The organism is Arsenicibacter sp. R0_47 (assembly GCF_057652235.1).
The window spans coordinates 1-2,917 of the sequence record NZ_JBYFCJ010000074.1; the positions used below are offsets into that span (position 1 = coordinate 1).

The window sequence follows — 2,917 nt, forward strand, 5'->3', positions numbered from 1 at the left end:
AAACCTTTCCAACACGATTCCGGGACCATTAGTATGGCTCTGCTCTACGCCTCTCAGCGCCTTCACATGCCACCTATCAACGTCGTCGTCTACAACATCCCTTATAAAGAAGTCTCATCTTCAGGCCAGTTTCGCACTTAGATGCTTTCAGCGCTTATCTTAACCATACGTAGCTACTCAGCCGTGCCACCGGCATGACAACTGATTCGCCAGCGGTATGTCCAACCCGGTCCTCTCGTACTAAGGTCAGCCCCCGTCAAACTTCTAACGCCCACCACAGATAGGGACCGAACTGTCTCACGACGTTCTGAACCCAGCTCGCGTGCCACTTTAATCGGCGAACAGCCGAACCCTTGGAACCTTCTCCAGCCCCAGGATGTGACGAGCCGACATCGAGGTGCCAAACCTCCCCGTCGATGTGAGCTCTTGGGGGAGATCAGCCTGTTATCCCCGGCGTACCTTTTATCCTTTGAGCGATGGCCCACCCATGCAGAACCACCGGATCACTATACCCTACTTTCGTACCAGATCGGCCTGTTTGCCTCACTGTCAAGCCCGCTTTTGCTATTGCACTCCTCGACCGATTACCATCCGGCCTGAGCGGACCTTGGGAAGCCTCCGTTACCCTTTCGGAGGCGACCACCCCAGTCAAACTACCCACCAACCACTGTCCCCAAGCAAGGGTTAGACCACCAGTCAGAAAAGGGCGGTATTTCAACGCTGACTCCACGACGCCTGGCGACGCCGTCTCACAGTCTCCCGCCTATCCTACACATCCCTGACCAGCAATCCATGATAAGCTGTAGTAAAGGTGCACGGGGTCTTTCCGTCCCGTGGCGGGTAAGCGGCATCTTCACCGCTACTACAATTTCACCGAGCTCATGGCTGAGACAGTGCCCAGATCGTTACACCATTCGTGCAGGTCGGAACTTACCCGACAAGGAATTTCGCTACCTTAGGACCGTTATAGTTACGGCCGCCGTTTACTGGGGCTTCAATTCAGTGCGTCGCTTGCGCTAACACCCCCTCTTAACCTTCCAGCACCGGGCAGGTGTCAGACCCTATGCGTCATCTCTCGATTTGGCAGAGTCCTGTGTTTTTGGTAAACAGTCGCCTGGGCCTCTTCTCTGCAGCCTCCCGTTACCGGGTAGGCCCCCCTTCTCCCGAAGTTACAGGGTCATCTTGCCGAGTTCCTTAGCCATGATTCTCTCGCGCACCTTAGGCTCTTCGCCTCGACTACCTGTGTCGGTTTACGGTACGGGTACTGTTGCACTGACGTTTCCGTGACTTTTCTTGGAAGCGTATCCCCCGTTTCGCTTCAGCCGTAGCCTCCGCTCAGCGATCTATTCCGTCAGATCCCAACAAGCTCAACACTCCGTCATCACTTCACATGCAACACTAGTGCAGGAATATTAACCTGCTCCCCTTCAGATTCAGCCTTCGCCTGCTCCTTAGGTCCCGACTAACCCGCCGTTGACTGCCATCGCGACGGAATCCTTAGTCTTTCGGTGTGAGGGGTTCTCGCCCTCATTATCGTTACTTATGCCTACATTTGCTTTTCACACCGCTCCACCATGGCTCACGCCACAACTTCGCCGCAATGTGAATGCTCTCCTACCATCGCAGTTTACACTGCAATCCATCTCTTCGGTGATGTGCTTGATGCCCGTTTATTATCGATGCCCGCCCCGCTCGACCAGTGAGCTGTTACGCACTCTTTAAAGGAATAGCTGCTTCCAAGCTAACCTCCTGGCTGTCTCGGCAGCCGGACCTCCTTTGTTCAACTTAGCACACACTTTGGGACCTTAGAGGATGGTCTGGGTTGTTCCCCTCTCGGAGCAGGACCTTAGCACCCTGCCCCTCACTGCCCAGCACCTTTCCACGCATTCGGAGTTCATCAGAAGTTGGTAGGATTTGACTCCCCCGCATCCTGTTGGTCGCTCTACCTCATGGAAAGTAACACTGAACGCTGTTCCTAAAAACATTTCGGAGAGTACGAGCTATTTCTCAGTTTGATTGGCCTTTCACCCCTACCCGCAGTTCATCCGGAAACTTTTCAACGTTTATCGGTTCGGTCCTCCATGGTGTGTTACCACCACCTCAACCTGACCACGGGTAGATCACCAAGTTTCGCGTCAACTCCACCTGACTGCTCGCCCTGTTCAGACTCGCTTTCGCTTCGGCTCCGTATGTCTACATACTTAACCTCGCCAGATAAAGTTACTCGTAGGCTCATTATGCAAAAGGCACGCCGTCACCCGCTGCTGCAGGCTCCGACCGCTTGTAAGCGTCTGGTTTCAGGTTCTGTTTCACCCGGGTACTCCCCGTCCTTTTCACCTTTCCCTCACGGTACTCTCCTCTATCGGTCTTCTAGTCGTATTTAGCCTTGGCGGATGGTGCCGCCGGATTCAAAGGAGGTTCTTCCTGCCTCCCCCTACTCAGGATACCAAACCCACAACCTGTATCTACCTGTACGGGACTCTCACCCTCTGTGGTTGCCTTTCCCACGGCATTCCAGTTTGACAAATTGCTTGTTGTCTGGTCCTACAACCCCGACCCCGCCGTAACGGAACCGGTTTAGGCTGTTTCCCGTTCGCTCGCCACTACTTGGGAAATCACTACTTGTTTTCTCTTCCTCCGCCTACTTAGATGTTTCAGTTCAGCGGGTTTGCTTTCCTCTCGGAATAATATGCTTAGCATATTGGGTTACCCCATTCGGAAACCAACGGATCAGCCCCTGCCAGCAGGTCCCCGTCGCATATCGTCGCTTGCCACGTCCTTCATCGCCGCTAGAAGCCAAGGCATCCCCCAGACGCCCTTTTGCTCGTGTTTTCTTTACTCTACTTGTTACTTGTGTGTCTTGTCTTCACCACAACATTCCTGCTGTGTCAGACTCTCTCTGTAAGTCAAAGAACTT

At 53.7% G+C, this 2,917-nt stretch carries 1 rRNA gene; it reads right to left on the bottom strand.

Annotated features, from left to right (window positions below):
* Positions 1–7 precede the first annotated feature (7 nt).
* Positions 8–2,832, bottom strand: a 23S ribosomal RNA gene (locus AC23NW_RS35835).
* Positions 2,833–2,917 lie beyond the last annotated feature (85 nt).